This is a genomic window from Bradyrhizobium sp. LLZ17, from assembly GCF_041200145.1.
Lineage (GTDB): Bacteria > Pseudomonadota > Alphaproteobacteria > Rhizobiales > Xanthobacteraceae > Bradyrhizobium.
This window is the reverse complement of the sequence record NZ_CP165734.1, coordinates 3,412,299-3,432,914: the sequence shown is the minus strand read 5'-3', so window position 1 is coordinate 3,432,914 and position 20,616 is coordinate 3,412,299. Positions and strand designations below refer to the sequence as shown.

General features: G+C 59.7%; 14 protein-coding genes and 4 pseudogenes. 9 read left to right on the top strand and 9 right to left on the bottom strand.

The annotated features are described in order from the left end of the window. Positions 1-99: 99 nt before the first annotated feature. The 4 genes and pseudogenes from AB8Z38_RS16860 to AB8Z38_RS16845 form a co-directional block, all read right to left on the bottom strand. A complete protein-coding gene (locus AB8Z38_RS16860; protein WP_369726179.1) occupies positions 100-678 on the bottom strand; it encodes an aminodeoxychorismate/anthranilate synthase component II in 579 nt (192 codons plus the stop codon). Then, a pseudogene (gene pabB / locus AB8Z38_RS16855) lies at positions 675-2,070 on the bottom strand (aminodeoxychorismate synthase component I). The gene AB8Z38_RS16860 and the pseudogene pabB overlap by 4 nt, the downstream one beginning before the upstream one ends. A gap of 96 nt (positions 2,071-2,166) precedes the next feature. Beyond that, entirely contained in the window at positions 2,167-2,502 is a 336-nt protein-coding gene (locus tag AB8Z38_RS16850) for a Dabb family protein (protein ID WP_369726178.1), read from the bottom strand. A gap of 900 nt (positions 2,503-3,402) precedes the next feature. Continuing rightward, positions 3,403-4,092, bottom strand: a complete 690-nt coding sequence (locus tag AB8Z38_RS16845) for a methyltransferase (protein ID WP_369726177.1) — start codon at positions 4,090-4,092, stop codon at positions 3,403-3,405. A gap of 1,393 nt (positions 4,093-5,485) precedes the next feature. Between AB8Z38_RS16845 and AB8Z38_RS16840 the strand changes: the two genes are divergently transcribed. Next, on the top strand, positions 5,486-6,154 hold the full coding sequence (locus AB8Z38_RS16840) for a response regulator transcription factor (protein WP_369726176.1): 669 nt from the start codon (positions 5,486-5,488) through the stop codon (positions 6,152-6,154). A gap of 18 nt (positions 6,155-6,172) precedes the next feature. On the opposite strand, the gene AB8Z38_RS16835 is transcribed toward AB8Z38_RS16840, so the two are convergent. From AB8Z38_RS16835 to AB8Z38_RS16825, 3 genes and pseudogenes are all read right to left on the bottom strand, one after another. After that, positions 6,173-7,522 carry an aspartate aminotransferase family protein gene (locus AB8Z38_RS16835; protein WP_369726175.1) on the bottom strand — a complete coding sequence of 450 codons (1,350 nt, stop codon included), beginning with the start codon at positions 7,520-7,522 and terminating at the stop codon, positions 6,173-6,175. Positions 7,523-7,545: 23 nt separating this feature from the next. Beyond that, positions 7,546-8,191, bottom strand: a pseudogene (locus AB8Z38_RS16830) (HAD-IA family hydrolase); the annotation flags it as partial. Next, the gene (locus tag AB8Z38_RS16825; RefSeq protein WP_369726174.1) at positions 8,188-9,453 is read right to left on the bottom strand and encodes a Tm-1-like ATP-binding domain-containing protein; all 1,266 of its coding nucleotides are present in this window, start codon (positions 9,451-9,453) and stop codon (positions 8,188-8,190) included. The pseudogene AB8Z38_RS16830 and the gene AB8Z38_RS16825, both read right to left, overlap by 4 nt. A 204-nt stretch (positions 9,454-9,657) precedes the next feature. Here AB8Z38_RS16825 and AB8Z38_RS16820 point away from each other — a divergent pair, with 204 nt between their 5' ends. The 3 genes from AB8Z38_RS16820 (at position 9,658) to AB8Z38_RS16810 (ending at position 12,924) form a co-directional block, all read left to right on the top strand. Further along, a complete protein-coding gene (locus AB8Z38_RS16820; protein ID WP_369726173.1) occupies positions 9,658-9,825 on the top strand; it encodes a hypothetical protein in 168 nt (55 codons plus the stop codon). Positions 9,826-10,548: 723 nt separating this feature from the next. Next, positions 10,549-10,728 carry a hypothetical protein gene (locus tag AB8Z38_RS16815; protein WP_369726821.1) on the top strand — a complete coding sequence of 60 codons (180 nt, stop codon included), beginning with the start codon at positions 10,549-10,551 and terminating at the stop codon, positions 10,726-10,728. A gap of 1,992 nt (positions 10,729-12,720) precedes the next feature. Beyond that, a complete protein-coding gene (locus AB8Z38_RS16810) occupies positions 12,721-12,924 on the top strand; it encodes a cold-shock protein (protein ID WP_028141284.1) in 204 nt (67 codons plus the stop codon). A 1,392-nt stretch (positions 12,925-14,316) separates the two neighbouring features. On the opposite strand, the gene AB8Z38_RS16805 is transcribed toward AB8Z38_RS16810, so the two are convergent. Beyond that, entirely contained in the window at positions 14,317-14,544 is a 228-nt protein-coding gene (locus tag AB8Z38_RS16805) for a hypothetical protein (RefSeq protein WP_369726172.1), read from the bottom strand. Between the two features lie 434 nt (positions 14,545-14,978). On the opposite strand from AB8Z38_RS16805, the pseudogene AB8Z38_RS16800 reads away from it, so the two are divergent. The 4 genes and pseudogenes from AB8Z38_RS16800 to AB8Z38_RS16785 all read left to right on the top strand — a co-directional run bounded on the left by AB8Z38_RS16800 (position 14,979) and on the right by AB8Z38_RS16785 (position 16,833). Continuing rightward, positions 14,979-15,514 (top strand): annotated as a pseudogene (locus tag AB8Z38_RS16800) (ATP-binding cassette domain-containing protein). 39 nt (positions 15,515-15,553) lie between these two features. Continuing rightward, complete coding sequence (locus tag AB8Z38_RS16795) at positions 15,554-15,877, top strand: hypothetical protein (RefSeq protein ID WP_369726171.1); 324 nt, start codon at positions 15,554-15,556, stop codon at positions 15,875-15,877. A gap of 151 nt (positions 15,878-16,028) precedes the next feature. Then, a complete protein-coding gene (locus AB8Z38_RS16790) occupies positions 16,029-16,343 on the top strand; it encodes an ABC transporter permease (RefSeq protein ID WP_369726170.1) in 315 nt (104 codons plus the stop codon). A gap of 202 nt (positions 16,344-16,545) precedes the next feature. Continuing rightward, positions 16,546-16,833 (top strand): helix-turn-helix domain-containing protein, encoded by a 288-nt coding sequence (locus tag AB8Z38_RS16785; protein ID WP_369726169.1) that lies wholly within the window; start codon positions 16,546-16,548, stop codon positions 16,831-16,833. 614 nt (positions 16,834-17,447) lie between these two features. On the opposite strand, the gene AB8Z38_RS16780 is transcribed toward AB8Z38_RS16785, so the two are convergent. Continuing rightward, positions 17,448-19,130: a PAS-domain containing protein gene (locus AB8Z38_RS16780; RefSeq protein WP_369726168.1), complete on the bottom strand. Its 1,683-nt coding sequence runs from the start codon at positions 19,128-19,130 to the stop codon at positions 17,448-17,450. Between the two features lie 983 nt (positions 19,131-20,113). Between AB8Z38_RS16780 and AB8Z38_RS16775 the strand changes: the two are divergent. After that, positions 20,114-20,495, top strand: a pseudogene (locus AB8Z38_RS16775) (hypothetical protein). Positions 20,496-20,616: the final 121 nt, after the last annotated feature.

Genomic DNA, 20,616 nt, shown 5'->3' with positions numbered 1-20,616 from the left:
CGCAGCAATGAACTCAACCCGTTTCGGCAGTATTGCTCCTTTCGCGTTGACCGGTATTTTATCGAGCTGCGCATTGTGAAACCGACCTGTACGGCCGCCTTAAGAAAGCTCTGCAAGCCGTAGGAAGTTTGCGAATAGTGCGTCCCCTTGCGGTGTGAGTATCGACTCCGGATGGAACTGCACGCCATATGTCGCTTGATTGCGATGGGCAAGAGCCATGATCTCCCCATCATCCGAGAGTGCTGTCACAGCGAGGTCTCGGGCAGATGACGGATCCAATTCGACGATAAGCGAATGGTAGCGCCCTACGCAAAGTGGGGATGGTAATCCTTCGAACAGGCCCCCGCCTTCATGCGTGACATACGAGGGCCGACCATGCATAGGACGGCGTGCGCGCGTTACACGTGCGCCGAACTCGCTCCCAATGCACTGGTGTCCGAGACAGATGCCGAGAATTGGCACCTGACCGGAAAGTTCGCGAACGACGGCTGTCGATATTCCAGCCTCATTTGGAGTGCCCGGGCCGGGGGAGATGACGATCGCGCGGGGCCTGAGGTCAGCAAGTTCGCTCACATGCATCGCGTCGTTCCGGACGACACATGTTGCTGCACCAAGCTTGCGGAAATATCGCGCAATGTTGAAGACAAAAGAGTCGTAGTTGTCGATGATGACAATCAAGATGCACCGGCGCCTTCAGCAATAAATGCGCGAAAAATGCGCTCTGCTTTTGCTAGGCTCTCCTCGTATTCGGCGACCGGATCGGACATTGCCGTTATCCCGCCACCTGCATGAAAGGCGGCCTGGCCGGCATCGATCGTCACGGTGCGAATGGGAATATTTGAATCCATATGTCCATTGAACCCTATGTAGCCTATGGCACCGCAATACACCTCTCGCGCCACACGCTCGATCTCCAGGATAATTTCCATCGAGCGTACCTTGGGAGCTCCAGTAACGGAGCCGCCGGGAAAGCAGGCTCGAAGTAGGCTGACGGCGTCCTCTCCGCATGCCAGCTCACCCGTAACGACCGACACGAGGTGGTGCACTGATGCATAGGACTCGAGGTTGCACAATGACGGGACATGGATTGATTCTGGGCGTGCAAACGCGCGAGAGATCATTGCGTAGGAGGTCGACGATCATGGTGTTCTCGGCGTGGTCTTTTTCCGAACCTGACAGCGTCTCAGCACGACGCCGGTCTTCCTCCCGATCAGCAGAACGCGCCATCGTCCCCTTAATAGGCCGCGTTTCGACCTGTCGACCGTGAAGCTTGAGGAAACGCTCGGGCGAACTCGATGCAATGGTGAGCTTGCCATACCGAAGGAGGGCGGCAAAGGGAGCCGGATTCACTCTCCGCAGCTGACAATAGAAGGCTATCGGATCGAACGAGTTCGCCAGGCGCGCGCTGAAGCGTTGCGCAATATTGACCTGGAAGGCGTCACCCGCCCGAATGAGATCAATTACGCTCTGTACTGCCGCAATGTATCCTTGGCGACTGAAATTTGAATGCCATAAGCCGGCTTGGCCTGGTGTCAAATCAGGAGGGGAGGCTGAGACTCTAATCAGCGCAACAAATTCTTCGGCTCTTCCGCGAGCTCTCTCACGCCGGCGAGCCGGATCCTGCTCCGGCCACCCGGTAGAAACGACCCAACATCTGTTATGGCTGTGATCGAAGCTTATCACGACGTCGTAAAGATGTAGGATTGCCTGAGGCAAGCGATGCCCCCCGATAGCCGGCACCGACAATCGCTCCAGCGTCCTGTTCAGCTCGTATCCAAAAAAGCCGGCGGCACCGCCCTGGAAAGCCGGGAGATCGGCGCAGTGCACTTGCGGATAGTTGGCTAGCAGAGCGCGAAGTGCCACCCACGGATCGCCCACAATGGTCTCTCCGTTGCAAATGCCTTTCCCGTCCGCCATCATATAGGTGCAGAAGGGATCGCACGTCACATAGGAATGCTGCCCGAGCACCGCGTCTCTCGATGCGCTATCCAGGAACGTGAGGTGCCTCCGATGCGAGAGGCTTCGCATGGCTGTGACGGGCTCAATCCACTGCAGTTCCACTACATGCATTATTCTGTCGCTCAGCTCAGCGATACATCGGTGATCGTAATTCCGCCCGGCGAAGGCGAGCCTTATGGCCACCCAAAAGCCCTACATGCCTGACAATTAACCACGCCCGTGGGGAGGGCCTGCCGAACATACTGGCTCCGCATCTGCAGACATGCTGTAGTCGGCCGCGAGACGTAGCTCGCGGAGCGGTCTTACTTGCCGGATCGAATCTTGATAAAGCTCGTGCGCTTTATAGGCTTCGAGTTGGCCTTCGTCGTCGAATTCACCGTAGACGATCACATCAATTTCGTTGCCAAGCCGGTCACTCTTGCGGTTGCGAGCGACCTCAAGCCGCCGAGCGTGCGGGATTTTGGTGAGAACGGAAAGGCCCTCGATGATTTTGTCGATATGCGCCTTATCTTTTGCGGTGAAGAATACGATGTGTCGAATCATAGTTTACCGCCGGTAATCCCAAACATTGCGGCTTGAGGTCGCCGAAAGCGACAGAAGCCTCCTTCGCCAATCATGCAGGACTCGGGCAGCCGTTCAGCTGCTACCGCGCGGCAGGCGCCCTGTCGATCGCACTGCCCGGTGTTTAGCTGAATCAAGCTGGACCATGTCTGAGACGAAGTTTTCGCATCCAGTAAGAAGGCGCCTGATCATCAGTCCCCGGGAGAAGCTTAAGTATATGACTGCGTCGACGCCCCTAGCTTTGCGTGGATGTCGTGCTTGAAACGATCTCACTTGCTGGATTGACGCATAAGAACTGCAGTAAAATGCGCTCGTTCGTCGAAAAGAGGCGGGGCGCCCCCTTCATAACGCTGCAGGGAAAGAGCGCCGCCTAGCCCTGAAGCGTTGATATCTAGGCATGACTTCAATTCTTAGAATTGCTATCCGGCTGATCACCGCAGCGAGATCGCTCGTGAAACTACACTCAAATTACGGAACGTAGCGATGGTCCGCCCCTGCCGCCGAGTTCACAAGTTCGCGATGGTCGTAGCATTGCGCATCGGGCCCGCAACGCTATCTCGCCCACTCGTCAGATCTCACTGTCGGGGCGACGAATTGTGCCCGGCCCCAAGAGGCGTCCGGCCGAACCGCTCGAGCCCGGGCGGGATTAATCCTCACCTCGCACTCCGGGGTGAAGCCAACCAGTATGTTCTTGGAGGCTATTGTCTGGATCACGGCATCGGACCTGCGATGTCTCTCGACGGTCGCGATCGAGATGCGCACTCATGCACGCGGCCAAGCGATTTCAGCTGGGTCGGGAACATGCAAATTGGCCTGATCGACTACACTGCCAAGCGCTTGGCGCTGATGTGATGGGTACCGCGCTTCTTGGCCAAGAGACTTTCATCGCGCGGATAGCTTCCAAACAATGCGGACGTGCCCGCCTGGAATGGTCGGTCGGAAAATATGCATGCCTCTGACGCGCAGCTTGCTCTCCTCGATCAGGTTCATGACATGCCCCACGTCTCCCTGATCGGAGAAAATCACATACATCGCACCCTTCGGACTTAACCAGACGTGCGCCCCTCCGAGGGCGGCGGCCATGACCTTGTGATCTTGATCGAAACACGAACGCTCGAGATCGTCATTGGCCTTGCGGTTCCAATAGGGGGCGGCAAAGATAATGGTATCAAATTGTGCTCCAGGTTGTAGCGCAGCATAGGTGTCACTCTCGAGGGCTTCTGCTCGATCTCCATAGCCTAATCGCTCTATGTTTATCTTCGTCGAGAGAACGGCCTGCGGATTTATGTCGAGAGCGACTAGACGTCTTGCCCCGGCACGGAGTGCTGCAAGGCCCAGCACACCGGATCCGCACCCAAGATCGAGTACCGCCGCGCCGGGCTCGATGTGCCATTTCGAGATCAGTGCGTCCGGTGCGTGACTCAGGCGCGGTGACAAAACCCCGGGCAGGATGTGCAAAGACATGCCGCCGACTTCGACATCGTGCGGATCATTGTTCAAACGCAGTTCGGCCAACATTGCATCCACGTCTGTTGTTTGGCTGCGTACGGATGCGCCGAGTTGGGTCATCATTTCAACCTCCATGAGTGCTTAGCGAGCGGCGGGAGTAGTCCAGGGCAGCAACACGGTGGGCCAGACGCGTGCGAAACCGGCAAGCCGTTCAACGTTAAACTCGATCATCGGGCTGAGAAGGTTGATCCGCTCGGGGGCGGTGTTGCACCTCTCGGATATGGCCCACGGAAGATATTGCTCATCTGGCCGCGCCCACTCGCTTGCTGTCCTAGCTCTCAATAGCAACGTCCGTGCCAAGCGTTGGCCTGATTAATTTCGAGCTGGGTCTAGACATGCGCCCGCACAGCGGTTGAAATTGAAGTGCTGCAAACTCCTTGACGTGAAACGTGGTGCCTCACGCGACAGAAGAGCGCAGTTTCCGGGCCGTTCCAACCATACGATCGAGCGCAAAAGTCCGGGACGCTGATCACAAGCGCCCTACCGTGAGCTCGCAACACGGTACGACTGTCTGCTTAGCCGTCGGAAGGCCCCGAGCTCTCGATCGGCATCTTCTTCCGTGATATCGTCGTGCCGCTGATGTCTGGACGGCGAGACGCGTTCTCATCTTGGTTGTCGCGCCATCCATGTATGCTTGAGAACAAAATGTCGGAATAGGACAAGGGCTGAGCCGTACGTGTGTTTGAAATGCGGAGCGCACCGTATTTCGCGAGCGGCACGGCAATTCCTGGATCAGCAACAAGAGCTGCCGCGCCGCCGCCGGGGAGCGGCGCCATTCCTCAGCCCGCTTCGTTCCGCAAGCTGGCAATTGGCTGGCTCGGACGACGCTCCCGGTGGTCATCGCCTTATTGCTCCTGTGGGACGCGGCTCCCAGGCCGGGGCGCCGATCGGTTGCCGCCGATCGTCACCGCCGCCTTGCCGATCGGGCTGCCCGAGCTGGCATGGATGAGCCACTCATCGGATGCCAATCCAAGCGATCCCGCCCCGGCACTGCAAGCGAGCAGGCGCTCGTCGAATGTCACCGAGGTGCCATAGTCGCGCTTTCCGCTTTGATGAGCATGACCATCGGACCGGTCGGAATGGTCCCGCTAGGTTGGCGTGCGAATTTAAGCATCGCGGTTAGATCGAGTAGATCGATGCTGCCCGCATTGTACAACGTCGCGCGATGTGAATTCATCAATGCAGGGCGTCACGATGTGATGCGGCTTGTGCGTTCGGCAATAACCGGTCGCGTAGGCCGGCAATCCGTGCGAGGATCGAATCGGTTGCGGCGAACGTGCCGGTGTCGCTGTCCAGTCAATCGATCGAGGCGCAGACCAGGTTCGGACCTCGGCTCGGCGGCAACCTAAACCGATGGCCCGCAAGTTGCTTAAGTACGTGCCGTGCCTCTCCCGGCGTCGCCCGCGCGAGGACGCACCAGATGTCCCGAATGGAGTGGAATCGAGGAAACTAGGCCATGCTGATGCTCATGGGCCGCTCGGAGGCCGTAACGACCGAAGCCGTGCATTTTGCCCAGTCCATGCTGGAGGGCTCGGCGACGGCATTTTACGAAGTCGACGAGGGCTACAACCTCCGGCGCTTCCTCCTGGCGCGCATTCCGGAGCCGTTTCATCTACAGTATCTCGAGGGCATGAGTGCCTTCGACCCGCAGCATCCGACTCATGCGGGTGACCTTGCGGTGGCGCGCCTCAGTAAGACGATGGCCGGCCAGCAAACAGGCGAGACAGCGCTCTACCGCTCGTTCATCGACCAATGCGGCATCGTCGACATCCTCGATTTCTTCTTCCGGCGCGACGACCAAATCGTCGCCGGGATGAGCGTCGTATGGGATAGGGAGGCGAGGATCCCGGAGCGCGCCGTGACCATCGCCGAGAAGATCCACCAGTACCTCCAGTTCAACCTGGTCGGCCGCGCCGCCGCGTCCGAGGACGGGCAGCGCTATGGGCTGACCAGCCGCGAGATGGACGTGGTACGGCTGTTGTGCTGCGGCCGCACCAATTGCGAGATCGGCGAGTGCCTTAAGATCGGCCAGGCGACCGTCAAGACGCACCTCATCCACATCTTTCAAAAGCTCGGCGTGGAGACGCGCTCCGCGGTGGTGGCGCTGATGGTGCGGCCGAATTAGCGGCCACGCTTGCCTTCATCAACCAGTCGCAAGGCCGTGGTCGATCGCGTGAGCGATCGTCCTGGCGTCCTCGGCCGTAATAATCAACGGCGGAGAGAGGATAATATTGCTGCCGGAGACGCGAACCACCACGCCGGCATCGTAGATCGCATCGGCGATCTTTCCGACGCGCTTCTTGTCGAGCGCCTTCTTGCTGCCGCGGTCGGCGACCAGCTCGAGCGCGGCCATCAAGCCCTTGCCACGCACGTCGCCGACGATCTCGTGCTTTTGCTTGAGAGCCGCGAGCGCCTCGTCGATGATGGCGCCGTAGGCCTCGGCCCTGGCGTCGAGCTTAAGCCGCTTTGTTTCGGCAACCGCCGCGATACCGGCCGCGCAACCGACCGGATGGCCGGAATACGTGTAGCCATGGCCGATCGAGCCGAAGCTCGTCTCGTCGCTCTCGAACGCCTCGGCGATTTTATCGCCGATCATCGTGGCGCCCAGCGGGAAATAGCCCGATGTGACGGCCTTGGCGATTGTCATCATGTCCGGCTTGACGTTCCAGAGCCGCGCGCCGCACCATGCCCCGGTGCGGCCGAAGCCGGTGACGACCTCGTCCGAGATCAGGAGGATGCCGTAGCGGTCGCAGATCTCGCGCACCAGTCCCATGAAACTCAAATGCGGCACGATGACGCCGCCGGCACCGAGCACCGGCTCCATGATGAAGGCGGCGATGGTGTCGGCGCCCTGGAATTCGATCTCGTCGAGGAGCGCATTGGCGCAGAGCTGCGCGAGCTTCGCAGGGTCGGTCTCGTTGAAGGGATTGCGGTAAGTCCAGGGCGAGGGGATGTGGTAGACGCCCGGCAGCAGCGGCTCGTAGTTGCGGCGGAAATTGGCATTGCCGTTGACGGATGCGCCGCCGAAATGCGTGCCGTGATAGCCCTTCTTCAGTGCCAGGAATTTGGTGCGGTCGCGCTGGCCCTTGATCTTCCAATATTGCCGTGCGAGTCGCAACGCGGTCTCGACGGAATCGGATCCACCCGAGGTGAAGAACGCGCGCACCATGCCCTCCGGCTTGAACCATTCGGTGAGCTCATAGGCGAGCTCGATCGCGGGTCCCGTCGAGACGCCGCGAAAGCCGGAATAATAGGGCAACTCCTTGAGCTGGTCGGCGATCGCCTTCTTAATCGGATCGCAGCTGTAACCGAGCGTCACATTCCAGAGCCCCCCGACCGCGTCCAGCACGGTCTTGCCTTCGATGTCGGTGACGTGGATGCCCTCGCCCTTCATGATGATCCGCGGCGGATGGTCCTGCATGTCTTTGGGATGCGCCATCGGATGCCAGATCCGGCGGGCATTGTTCTCGATGAGAAAATTGATTTCGGGCATGGATGGCTCCGCTGTCGAAAGGCAAGGCCGAGCATGTGGAGTGCCTGCCGGGAAGAGTTCTGGGGATGTCGAACATCGAACCAGACGGTCGAGAGGCCGCAGGCGATCGCACCCTTGATGTCGCGTTCCTGGTCGTCGACGAACACGCAGGCCTGCGGCGCGAGCTCGAGGGCATCGCACACGGCGCCATCGGCGTTGGGGGGCGGGCTTCAGGATGTCGGTATGCGTGGCCTCGACGATGCTCTCGAATGCCCGAGCAGCGGCCGCTTGCGCCGAAACTCCGCGCCTTAGAAGAGGTCGAGGCTGGTTGGAGAGAATGGCGACCTTGCCGCCGGCTGCTCGCGCGATCCGGATGGCGCCCGGCTTCGAGGCGGATGATGAGCATCGGATCAGCGCCGCGCGCCCGACGGACGAAGGTCTGCCTATCCCCCCGGTCCTCGCCGATGAGCTGCCGACCTCCCGGCTGCGACTCAGCCAATGGTCGCGCTCGGACAATTCTCGGCGCTGCATCGCCGACCAGAGCGGATCGGTGTCCTCCGCGATGGCCAGCGCCAAGTCAGTGCTCCCTTGGCAACGCCGCGCGGCTTCCGCATCATGCGTTTCGAACAAGGTTTTTAAGATCACCTCGCCGAAATCCAGCACCAGCGCCCTTGGCGCGGATATGCTCATGTCTGCTCCGCTGGAACTTTGCCGGCTGGAACGATGCCGTGTGCCACCCAGCGGTCGAAGATCGCCAGGATCTTCGCGACGAAGCCCGGGTGATTGATGTGGTTCTTGATCACGTGAAGCTCGATTGGCGGGCGGATCGCCGCACGCATTTCCGTGACAAAGGCGCTGAGGCCTTCGGGATCGTACAGCGTCTCGCGGTCCTGATCCCATCGCTGGATGCCGCCGAACGGAAGGACGAAAGCTACTGGCGCCGTCGCCTCCGCAAGCTTCGCGGCAATGGCGCGCGCGATCCGTCGGCGATCGACGGCACCGGAGCTCGCGGACGCAAGCAGGCGGTTATGCGCATGGAACGGACGATCGGCGAGTTCCGTCGGCACCGGCAGCCAGGCGGGAAAGTCCACCATGTCGATGGCGCCGGGCGCCACAATTTGCGGAATGCCGTTCCGGCCTGCATTCATCAGACGGTCCGAGCCGGAGTTTACCACCGAACCCATCACCTGGTTGGCGACCTCCTGAAGGCTGAGGTCGAGCACCGCGACAAATCCGCCTTGCGCTGCGATCGATCCCATCGCACGGCCGCCCATGCCGGTGGTGTGGAACACCACGACCTCATAGCCGCGAGCCTCGAGCTGCGGCTTCAGCTCGACCATGTAGCTGAGGCAGCTCTTACCGAGCGAGGTCAGCGCTACGATCGGGCCCTCGGGCCGCAGCCTGATGGCGCCGCGGGCCGCGCCGACGATCGCGCCGCAGGCCTGCGACAGCACCGCCGTGCAGGTGCCGTTGAGGCCGTAGAGGCCGCCGGCCCACAGGATCATCATCAGATCGGCGGCGATGCGCTCGGGGGGAATCAGATGAGAAAAGGCGATGGTCGACACGATCAGCTTTGGAAAGCCGAGCGGCAGGGCGAGCGCGACCTCGAGCGCGAGGTCGGTGCCCATGGTGCCGCCGATCGCGATCATGGCGTCGATCCGGCCGTCGTCGCAGAGTTGCCGCGTCAGCCGGGCGGCGCCGTGCGCCATCAAGGTCATCGACGAATTCTCGTCGCCGCTCGCGATCACGGCAGCGATCGTCGTGTCGGCGGCGGCGGCAACCGCGTGCTTGTCGTGCGCTGCCTTGTAAGGGGGATCGCCGAGGACGCTGACGTCCATCAAGACGGTCTCGCCGCCGGCGCCCGCAATGCAGCGCTGCATGAACAGGAGCTCGTCCGACTTAGTGTCGCCCGTGCCGATCAGCAAGATGCGAGGGCGTGATCTGTTGGTCATTGGAAGACCGGTGTCAGCGAACGGACGCGCAACGGCCCATGTCCGAGCGCAGATGAATGTTGCCGCAACGTTATGGATTTGCTGCGATGCATGATATCCACCTATCGGTGGATTTGTGAGAAATGTCGCATCGAGGCTGTATGAAGCGCATAATCGCGGTCGGCGGCGCAGCCGCCGATCCAACGTTTCGCTCCGGGCGTTCTCATGTTGCAATCCGACATCAACGCGCGGCGATCCGCAGCCATCTCTCCGCGGCAGCACTTCATTGCAGGCGCCGCGGTCGAGGGCGCAGGCGGCGCGCGGCTCGACGTCATCTCTCCCATCGACGGCAAGCTGCTGACCCGATCGCCGATGGCGGTGTCGCCGATATAGACGCGCGGTACAGGTGCGCGAAGAGCCTGCGACAAGGGAGCATGGTCGCGCGCCGCGCCCGCGGAACGCAAGAAGGTGCTGTTGCGCCGCCGAGCTCGTCGCGCGTCATGCGCTCGAGCTTGCCGTGCTCGGCGTACGCGACAACGGCATCGAGATCGGGATGGCGTACAAGGCCGAGCCGCTGTGGCGGTGGCGACCATCCGCTACTACGCGGAGGCGATCAACAAGATCTATGGCGAGATCGCGCCACCTCGCGCGATGTGCTCCGTCTCGTTCGCGGCGAGCCGCTCGGCGTGATCGCTCCTTGGAACTTTCTATCATGATCGGCGCCTTGAAGATTGGCTCGGCGCTTGCCGCCGTTAACGGCAGACCTCTCCGTTGCGCTCCTGCGATCGCGAGGCGCGGACGCGTAACGCTCTCCGGAGGGCAAATCGATGCATTGCATCATAGCACGTTCCACGCTAGAGCAGCCGAAATCATTGTGCGTCATTATCCCTATAGGTTGAATGAGGAGGTTCGCTATCGGCCCCAAGGTCCACAAGGCGTGGAGCAAGTGGTCCACCGGGTGATTTACACCATAATTCAATGTATGCCCATCGAGGCAGACGGACGTCTTAGATATCGCATCAAAACCACGTCCGAGAATATCGAGATAATCGTGGCGGAAGATCAGCTGTCGTACTCTCTGTAATTTAGCGCGCTTGTAATGGTAGGAGTTTCGTCGTGCTGAATGATCGAGAAAATATCTTGACGGCGCTCCGAGAGAAACCGCTCAAACTGTACGAGGTCATGAAACGCGCCAATATCATGAATCAGGAAGCTTGCCAGTCCCTCCTCTTGAAAATGCGAGACGAGGGTTTGGTGAAGTTCGATATCCACAAAGGTCGATGGCTGATCGGATGATTACGGAATTGCGGTGACCTTCTAAGCATCTCTCCAACCTCGTCGTCTGGGGCGCAGGGTGTGGCGCTAGCTCAGCTTGCGTGCCGTTCAGCGGCTCCCATCGGCGCCACACGGTCAGCCTTGATACGGAGCGCCGCTTGACGGCTCAGCCCGGTATGGCGCTGGTGCCTGCCTCAAGCTCAAGCATGTTGCGGACGGTCTGTAGCTGGTCACGCGTGAAGCTCGGCTTGCGGCCAAGATAGTCGAACGAGGTTCGCCTTGGCGTGTGCGATGCCCGCTGCTTGTGCTTCCTTCTTGGCCTCTGCCGGTCTCTGGGAGAGAGAAGACCATAAGTTCCGGCCCCAAGAGTCATCCCCGAGGCCGGCTTTTTTGCAGAATTAAAGTGCCCCTCGTGAAGACGACCCATTTTCTAGCGTCTCGCGTTTATTATGAGTCGGGTCATTATGAGCCGGGTCGAGGCCGCTTGCGACCAGGCGGTCGAGCGCCACGGCCTTTCTCAACCAGCCCAGGACATGGTTGTTCGGCCGCTTCAAGTAACTGCGCCAACTCGCGCTTAGCAAGACAAGCTGACGTTGTTGCTGCTCGCTGCCGAGAAGCTGATAGTCAATGTCACGCCTCCCGATCCTTCTTAAATGCGGGCAGTCATCGTTCTATATTTGATGACAAGTATTGCCGCACTCACGCAAGGAGGTCGCCCGAAGGCGGCCTGAGTATCTGAAAGCGCTGATCTAGATCGTCCTCAAGTCACCCGCTGCAGCATTGCTGCCGCTCTGGGTCCCGGGTGAAAATAGATGGGAAATTAAACCTGCCAACCCAAGCACGGCTGCTTGCACTCCTCAGGCTGGGCCGGTGAGGCCGTGACATTGTCTGACGTATTGAAACGAGGCCCTGCCGGACCGAAGCTGGGCAATTGCAGCACTTGATTTCGAGCTCTTCAAGAGCGGCAGTCGATGAGGACAGATATGCCACAGCGCCCATCAATAGCTATCGACGTACAGCAAAAAGATACGTGACGAGCAGCTACGAGAAAGAGGAGGAGCCAACAATGCCCCGATACTCGGAAAATCGTCGAAAGAACGGAGCGGCGCGTTGCGCTCTGTGTGGGGGCAGGCTCGGTCTCATCCGCCACTAGTCGTGGCGAACTCCCCTTTGTTCGAGGAACTGCGTCGATCTGTTCAGAGCACGCCGGGAAGGCGACAGCAATTGGATAGTCCGGATTCAAAATCGGCATCCAGCGGCTCTCAGATAATCGGCCCGCAAGCGTTACGATGTTCCGACTCTCGGTGGTTGCATTAAAAGAAAAGTTGCTTGCATATACTGCAAATGCTGATCAGTGAGCGGATCCGGCGCACGTGCTTTCTTTGGGCCGCTGATCCGCCAACATCTGTCAAATACGGGGGAAATCATGAGTACGTCCATTGAGCTCTGCTATCTGCCGCAGCGGAGGCGCTCAGGGCCCCCCGCGTCAGCGCGGGCCGGTTGTCGGCTTCATTGAACCGCCCATCCGGCCATTCCTGGCAGCACAAACATGGGTCCCGCCAACATCAACCAATGAGGATACTCGATCCGAGGCAGCATCGTTATTACATTTGTGTCCTTACCGAGCCTGCGCGGCTTTTCCTTGTGCCGATTTTACGATATTTTCGCCTGCATGTCCGACCACAAGTTTTGTCCGCCCTTTTCAGAATTGTCCCTCATCATGGATAGGGTGGCACCGGGTTGTTGTATCATGTTGGCTGAGTCGGCTGGTCGAACATTATCCGGCAAGCTCGGCGTTGTCCTTGCGCTAGGCTCCACCGGCAACAGGGTACGTGTGCTCTTAGACGGCTCCAAGCAGCCGCTCACACTTCAGATCTGCTATTTGGATCTACTTGACTGGGGGCATGCCGACTAAATCAGCGTGCCGTTATCGGCCCGCGCGCCTCGCGACCAGCCTTTCTTTTGTCGGAATTCCCGCAGTAGTTTTGGTTTTTTGAAAAATGGAGACGTTACGTGGCTATGGGGACAGTGAAGTGGTTCAACCCGACGAAAGGGTACGGGTTCATTCAACCTGACAACGGCGGCAAGGACGTCTTTGTTCACATCTCGGCAGTTGAGAAGGCCGGTTTCACCTCACTCGCGGAGGGGGCTAAGGTCAGCTTCGACGTCGTGAACAATCGCGGAAAAGACTCGGCGGAAAATCTACGGATCGGGTGAGCCATTCAAAGCGGTGACCCAACCGCTCGCCCCGTTTGCGGCTGCCCCCGACCTCCAATAGGTCTCAGAGCGCAGCCCTTACATGCGGACAGAGCGGCGATAACGAAGGGGCGCCCCCGTCCGCGAAGCCTCGATCCGGAGCGGGGTCTCTGGGAGGCGTTTTCGCACTCGCCGTCATTGCCTGGGCAGTGGTGGCTGAGCGGCTGCCGCCAAAGTCCGAGGATACCGCATCATTGTGTCCTTGCTGGTATCGAAGTCCCGATCAGGTTGAGCAGCGCTTGGTGCTCCGGACCTTGCGCTGTCCCGCAGGAATTTGCCCATTCAATGAACGACGTCGGTCCTCCACAGCCGGCATTCGGCTGATGCTGCACGACTGGCGAGCTCGAAAGCGGTTGCTGCGTTAAATGCCAGACGTCGCCTTGCTGCTTTCATACAGGACCAGATCGCTCATAGGAGCTAATAGCGCCCCTGAGGCCGCCTCAAAAATCAGCGAGCTCATTTAACCGCCTTCATTGAGCTCGGCTTACATGTCGTTCATCGACAGGTCTCTGCCGTTCGGTTCCTTGCGGCTGTGACGTCATTTAAGAGGAACGCGCCGTCGTTGGATGTGCCTTGAAAACCAGTCGCTCTGATGAACAGCTTGCCTTGGTCCGGGAGCGATTCCATAAGTTTTGAGCGTTAGGAATAAAGATCGCCCTTCCATTGGTGCTGCCCGGAACACTTGCGGCTGAATCTCCGTTTACCCGGCTTAGAAGGTCGTAGAGGTTTCCGGTGCCAGAAATAACGAGCTCGGGCGGGATAAAGACGGATTTGTTCTCCCAGGATCTTAGGATCAGCAACGTTTCCCTGTTTCGCCCTAGAGCATTGCAACGAGTTGATCGCTGTCATCGATCGGGGATTTTGCCCTTCGAAACGTCCACTTAGCTTTGACGGGAGTGGGCTCGGTGGTTGATTCTTGATCTTCGCCCTTTTCCCGATCTGTCGAAGCACTTCAATCTGTCTGCGTCGCTCGGGATCTTCTTGCAGACCGCGAATGCCAACGGCTCGAACTGAGCTTCAGCCGTCGAGGCCCAAGTAGTCGAGAGCAAGAGCGCCATCAAGCCGGCTGCAATTTTCGACCTCATTGTGATTCCCCAATCACTCACCCCGAATTCAACCGCAACCGGAGCGCGAGGGCAAGTCACAGTGCAACAAAGCGCATAACGATCCATTGCGCGAAGTCGCTGTCGCGCGATCCCTGTCGTTTTTGACAGGTGCGGGCCGTCCCGAGATGTGGGCATGATCATGGTTAAAGGACGAGGGCCGGCGGCTATGCGACGCTACTACTTCCCAATTTTCCACAACGGAGAGACACAGGCGGACGATGTGGGGGAGCTATTTCGCTCTGCTGAACTAGCGGTCAAATACGCTGCCCTTGTCGCTCGGGATATCGCCAGCGATCCCGAATATCACCGTGATGCGGGCACGGTCGTAATCGTGGTTGACGCCTCCGGTGCTGAGATCGCGCGGCATAGGCTCGGGAGTGTTGGCACTGCTGTCTAGCAGGATGGCGTCGAGCGTTGCTGGGTTCAAGGACGCCAAGGCGCGGCGGTGGCGATCCCGCCGGTCAGCGGCGAGCAAGCGTTGCGCCAGGGCCAAGTCGAGGTGAGTGCGCTAAGTGGCGTCTTTGCGCGACATAGCCCTTGAGCGCGGCGGCATCCGTTCGCTTTTTAATGACACCGATCTGTTCGGCCAGTTCACCGACGGTGCCTATGTACTGCGGCACAAATTCATCAACGACACTCCCAATGCCTCGCGCAGGCTGGTGGAGGGATTTCGCGGGCCATCGAATGGGCCCAGACCACAACGCCGGAAGAGGTGCGGGCCCGGTTCGACAAGATCATTGTCGAGCGCAAGCGCAACGAGGATGCCTCCTCGATGAAATACTGGAAGAGCACCGGCGTTGCGGCCAAGACGGCGTGATCTCGGATAACGAGATCCAGATGTGGATCGACTGGCTGTGAAGGACGGCCTATTCAAGCCGGGCCAGGTCAAGGCTTCCGACACCTACACCAATGCGTTCAACTATTTCCGTCCGGAAGGACGGCGGAGGCCCGATGACCACTGTGAAGATCCGTTTCGAGCATGTCCGCAAGGAGTTCGTCGTGCGCGGCGAGGGCCGCGGACCAGGCCGTCACTTCGCCGCTCTGGAGGACATCACGCTGGATGTTCGCTCCGGCGAATTCCTCGCCCTGGGTGGCCCAAGCGGCTGCGGGAAATCCACGTTGCTCGATCTGCTAGGCGGGCTCACGCTGCCGACCGGCGGCCGGATTCTGCTCGATGGCCGGCCGATTGCCGGACCCGGTCGCCACCCCGGCATCGTGTTCCAGCAGTATGCACTGTGTCCCCGGCGTACCGCCGAAGAGAACGTCGAGTTCGGTCTCGATATCCCCGGGCTCAAGGCCAGCAGCGTCTCGACATCGCGCTGCATTTCCTCGACCTGGTCGGGCTGTCCGGCTTTGCCGACCGCTGTCCGCATGAGCTCTCCGGCGGCATGAAGCAGCGTGTCGCGATCGCGCGAAGCCTCGCCTACGATCCCGAGGGCTGCTGATGGACGAGCCGTTCGCCGCGCTCGACGCCCAGACGCGCGATGCTGCACGGTGAGCTGCTGCGGATCTGGCGCGCCATCGGCAAGACAATCGTCTTCATCACCAACGGCATCGACGAGGGCATCGTACTCGGCCAGCGGGTGGCGGTCATGAGTCCCGCCCGGGCCGGATCAAGCAGGTGTTCGACATTCCGGATGGGCTCCGCAGCGAGGCTGACGACGTGCGCTCAGTGCCTGAGTTCGGCAGCGTGCGCCACGAGGTCTGGAGCTTGTTGCGAGGAAGTGCTGAAAGCACAGCAGGCACAGTTGGCTGGCGGAGCTGGTGCGCGCACCGATCGCAAAGTGGAGGAGTTCGCCCATGTCTAGTCTCGAACATTGACATTGGTGGAGTTGCGCACGGGCCCCGAGAGCCGCTCACCAGCGTGGAAAGACCGGCATCGCCGGCGGTGGACCGGATCCGCGCCGCGGCCCGCGGGCTGGCTGCCTTCGGGCACCGCTCATTGCTGCTGATTTCCTGTTGGCGGCGTGGGACGCGGCTCGGAGGCTCGGGCTGATCGATCCCGTGTTCCTGCCACCGCTCTCGGACATCATTGCTGCGGGCTGGCAGCTTGCGCAAACCGGCGAGCTCTATGATGACGTCTCCGCCAGCCTGCTGCGTGCCCTGAGCGGATTTTTGATTTCGGTTGCCTTGATCGTCCCGCTTGGCGTGGCGGTCGGTTGGTATGCGCGAGTCGGCAATCTCGTGAACCAGTTCATCGAGATCTGCCGCAACACCGCGCCGCTGCCGGTCTTGTTGCTCGAATCGGCGAGCTGTCGAAGATCACGATGGTAATCTATAGCTGCGCCTGGCCACTCCTGCTCGATAACATTGCCGCGGTGAAACAGGTCGATCCGCTGCTGATCAAGTCGGCGCGGACGGAGCCTATGTCAGCGATTGATGACTTTTTATGATGTCATCGATCGCTGACATTTACAAATTGTCAACGAACGCCGACTTATGCTAAAGTAAGCGAACGTTGACATTTGGAGATCCCATGCTCGTACGCACGCCGGCCGAACTCGGCGCCGTCCTTCGCGAGCGGCGCAAGAAGCTCAAACTCGATCAATCGACGTTCGCCAAGAGCATTGGCGTCAGTCGCCAATGGGTGATCGAAGTTGAGCACGGTCACGCGCGCGCTGAACTCGGTCTGATCCTTCGCGCCCTTGACGCCCTGGACATTCGCCTGGACGCGGGCACCGAACAAGCGCCCGCCCGCGGGGCCACCAGGCCAGCCGTCGACATCAACGCCATCGTGGCCAACGCCAGGAAGAAAAAGGCATGACCGCGGCTGGCGTCACCTCACGTTCGGCGTGTCCTTTCAAGGCTCCGGCAGATAGCGATTTCTCCTCCGCGGACTTTCCCAATTCGGCGGGGCAATTGTAGGTCGTCTTTTTGGCACGGCCCTATGCGCCCGGCAGTCCCGTGGCCACGGCTGCGCAATCACGACGACTAGGCGTCTCGCCTTAAGAGGCGCCGGATTACCCAGGGCTGAAGATGAAATAGAGCAGGATCGCGGCCACGACGACTGTCCAGCCGATTGACGCGGCGAGAGCCCATACTTGCGTCGGCATCGGACGAACTTTCCCGATGAACCTAACGAAGAGGTCGCTGGCGCTGGACAGCGGCCTCTTGAACCCGCCTCAAACTGTCTTCGAGAGAAAAGACCTTACCCCGGGGTCCGCCATAATCAAACGCTGAACTCGCCACCCCGTGAAGTCAAAAACGTTTCGACGGCCCATGGAACAATTATGACGTCGCGAGAGCGACACACCTGACAAGCTAGGCCAGCACTGGTGGAGAACTCTTCCTCGGGCGGATGCCAACCATTTGGCACAGAACAGAAATGAGCGACAGTACCCATATTCGCCTGCACGGAGGGTGACGTAATGCCAGCTGCTAGTCGGCGGTCCCAGCCTGATCGGAGAGGTCTTCCACCATACTCACGAACATGTGCGAGTCCTCCCCGGGGGCGCCAATCTGCAAACGCCTCCACGAGATCACCCGGCGGCCACGAACTGGATTGCAGATAGTACAGACAATAGGCTCGAGCTGCTGGCTTTGCGCAAGTAGCTGCTGGTCGCGCTTTTCTATCAGCTCGGCCGTTTCCGAAGAAAACAATTCGCGCGCAGTCTTGCCGACAATGTCGGTGCGCGACAGCCCCATCTGCCGTTCGGCCGCCCTGTTGATGAACAGATAGCGCAGACTGCGTGCGTCCTTGGCAATGATACCTTCGCGCACGTTCTCGACAATCGTGGCGAGCAGGCGTTCGGTACGCCCGAGAATACGCTCGTGCTGCCGCTGTTCCGTGACGTCCTCCTGGACGGAGAACCAGCCGCCGGCATCAATAGGCCGTTCATAAATTTTGACGATCCGGCCGTCGTCGAGCGTTACCTCGTAAGCTGCCGGCTCCCTCTTTCCGATCCGAACGAGAATGGCCGAAACGTACTTTTTGATGTCGCCGCTGAACAGCCCGTGCTGCAGGATCTCGCCGAGCGACGCCCCTGAGTCGATGGTCTCGGGCAGATTATACATGCGCCGGTAGTTGCTGTTCATTGCAATCACACGTGCCTTGCCATCGACCATGATCAGGCCTTGCGGCATGCTGTTGATAATGGCGGAGAGCTGCCACTTTTTAACTTGGTACTCGTCGTTGAAAGCGTCGCGCTCGGCCATTGCGGCGTCGCGCTGCTTGGTGAGGTCCAATTCAAGTTGTTCGAGCTCAAAAACTTGAGCGACAGCAGCGCGGAAGTTCTGCACGGCGCGCGCCAGGTGGCCGATTTCGTCGTGGTCTCGCAGATGTGGCACCTCGCTTCCGATGTCCCCGGTTCCGATACGATCGGTCGCCTGGGCAATGTCTGAAAGCCGCGCCAGCACTGAATCCCGGATCACAAGAACATTGAGCGCGGCAAGCACCAGCGCCGCCAAACCCAGCATGAACAGGTACGCTGCCGCGCAGCGATTCTTCTGCGCGAGCCCATCTGCTTCGCGAGTGCGTTCATTATAGCCGCGCTGCAACGCTTCCAGATCCGCATTCAGCCTCTCCCGAACCGTGCTGCTGGCTTCGGTGTCCCCAAACTCGCGGGCAGCTGCGGGGCTAATCTCCACCGCCCGGCGCACCAACTCCTGGCGGAAATCGATGAATTGGGCAATCCGCCGTTTGAGCGATACGAACTCTTCAAAGTCTTCCGAACGGACCGTAGGCTCCCAGCCGTTCATCACCTCCGCAAGCTCGTGGTTGCGCTTGAGGATTTCGTCCGCGAACTCTTTCACCTTGGCTCGTTCGGTAGACATGTAGATGCCGCGCGAGTCCATCACGATCGCATAGATGGATGCGTTGACCAGTCCGGAATTGATCGCCGCTTCAGCGGAGGACGTTTGCGTATCACGGTAGGAATTCTGCAGTCGCACGGTCTGGACAGACATGACCAGGAGAAAGATCGTAACAATTCCCAAAAACCCGGCGATCGCATAAACTTTCTCGCCTACTGTCAGCTCGTCGACCCCGCGCGCAAAGCGGATGTATTTTTTCAGAAGTCGCACGACGGGCCCGGCTCCAAGGCCTGCTATCGCAGCATTCATGAAACGTCCCAGTCTAAAACTGCGCAGCAAAAAACCATCTGATCATCCAAGGCGTAAGATTGTGCCCGCATCTTACGACGGCAACGTGCGTCGAGGATCGGCCGGCGTCGGAGAGCACCTTATTCTTGCGGCGAGCGCTTAGGCGGCTCCGGGCTTTCCTATACATCCGGACGAGTTCGATCAGATTTTCGATTCCGAACTTAGTGAAAACCTGCATGCCATGTTCTCCGGCGCCATAGCCCCAGATTGCGCCAGGTTCAATCTCCATTTCATTGGCGGCTTCTGGCAGCCAGTCTTCATCTTGCTCGAGTTCCTCGGCAACATGCTTGATGCCGGCAACGTGGCGAACCGCTGACGTACATGATCACACAGCTCAAGCGGCGATGGCTGATGCTAGCCTCCAATGCAGGGGAGCAGCCCGTCCAGCCGATGAACTGAATGAGCAGGGGCCACGCGAGTGACGGTTCACTTCATGTGAAAACGAAGACAAGCAGGCTCGAGCAGAGTAGCGCAACTCCTAATGCGGTCAGCCCTAGGAAACTGCTGGAGACTAGATCACGACTGCCCATGAACGACCTCTGCGGCGAGAAATAGAGATCGGCAGTCGCCGCTTCGTTCGCTTTCCAGCCAATCTCTAAATTATTATCCAAATGAGTCGCACAATTCCTGCTGGTCCCGCGATGCGGCGCAGTTTTCCGGTAAAATCGATGGACAGTTCGCCGCGTTCCAGCGGGCAAGCTCGCTTAATGCTATGGCGCCTGCAAACGGATCGCGCTCCCTCTGACGCTGATGAGCATGCGCGGGAAATCAGAGCTGTGCACTTAAACGCGCCTATGTGAGCCGCTCGACACCGCTCAGCCTTGGCCAGCCCCTCGGGGTCGTGGATTTACCGCTCCTACTCGGTCGCCGGTCGGCGATCTCAAGGCCGTATCGCACAGCAAAGGTTGTTTTTCAGAGGCAACCGCGTCGGAAGTAGTGCGCGTTTGCGCGCCCTGCGTTCGCTGTATTGGACCTTCGTCGAGCAAATGGGCTGGAAGCGCGAGCGCGGCGTCTTTTGCGCGATTGGCTATCTCCGGATCAGCGTGCGCAGTTTGATGCCGAGAGTTATTTCGAAGTCACGGGCTCCGCACCGGCCAGCGATATCGAATTCATCAGGGCACTATGAGCAATGATTTGGAGCTTGATGAAGAACGACAGCCTAAGATCGGGTGGTGTTTCGTTCCCGAACGGGCCCTGGCAGCTGGCGACGTGATGCTCGCCCAGAAGATCGCGCTCGAAACCGACGAAGCCGCAGTGCTCGAGCTTGCCCACCGGTTTTCTCCGAGGCTGCCCTCCCTGTGCCGAGTAGTGCGGCGCGCTTACTAGGCCGCTCACGGGCGGGGCCGCAGCTTGTGACGGCGGCGGCCCCTTGCCGCGAAGGAGGCGGTTACGCGAGACACAGCCACCTGCGCGACGATAAGTAACATCAACGCAGTGCTCGCCTTAT